Here is an 813-nt window from a genome sequence, read left to right on the forward strand (position 1 = left end):
CTGATTGAGTGGTTGAGAAGCGTCATGTTGTTCAAATCAGGAACCCAGACGACATCGACATTCATATCAAGAAGGTCGATATACAGCGCTTCGATTTTCTGTGCTTCACTCAGGGAAAGGGCAATATACAAGCGCCGAATGTCATGCACAGTGATCAGCGTACGCAATTCATCCAGCTGACCCACGACTCTGGCTAAATTGGTAGTAGGCAAGTTTTCAGATTCCACACTGACAAGGCCGATCAATGGAGTATGTTGCTGCTGGGTCAATGTGTCTGCCAGTTGTAGTGCCACTCCATTGGTGCCAATGATCAATGTATTGATATGACGGTTCAGCTGGCGATGATAGCGCCTTGAAAATGCATGCATCGGAATATAAAACAGGGCTTGCAACCCATAACCAAAAATTGCCCAGGTTATTATCACTTCGCGGGAGAATAGCTCGCCGGTTTTACTGAGGAAGCCGATAGTTGTCAATCCAGCCAAAGTGGCTAACCAACCTATAAGAAGCCTTATCAGACCGCTCAAGTAGCCATGATGTTTATGATAGACCTGCATCAGTGTAAAGGCAGGCACTGACCCGAGAAGAAACAGCACGGCAAGGACTCTGTAATGAGAGCCGACTTCACCGGTTTGGTTATAGGCAAGCACAAACAACAAAGCGATCATCGCGCCTGTTGAAACGGTCCACTGGCCCCAAAAGGTAAGCCCTTTTGCTACCGCTTTTCGGTCTATTCGAGTATGTAGCAAAGCACAATCCCTGTAGTATTTTCTTTAACCATGCGGGCGACCCTAATAGCGGGTCACACACGCT

The 813-nt window shown here is 47.5% G+C and carries 1 protein-coding gene; it reads right to left on the minus strand.

Annotated features, from left to right (window positions below; translation table 11 throughout):
• Nucleotides 1-749 (minus strand): Rossmann-fold NAD(P)-binding domain-containing protein (locus AC1DRJ_RS30490; protein ID WP_477805386.1); only part of this gene is annotated, 749 nt, incomplete at its 3' end.
• Nucleotides 750-813: the final 64 nt, after the last annotated feature.

The organism is Pseudomonas sp. P5_B2 (genome assembly GCF_056400445.1).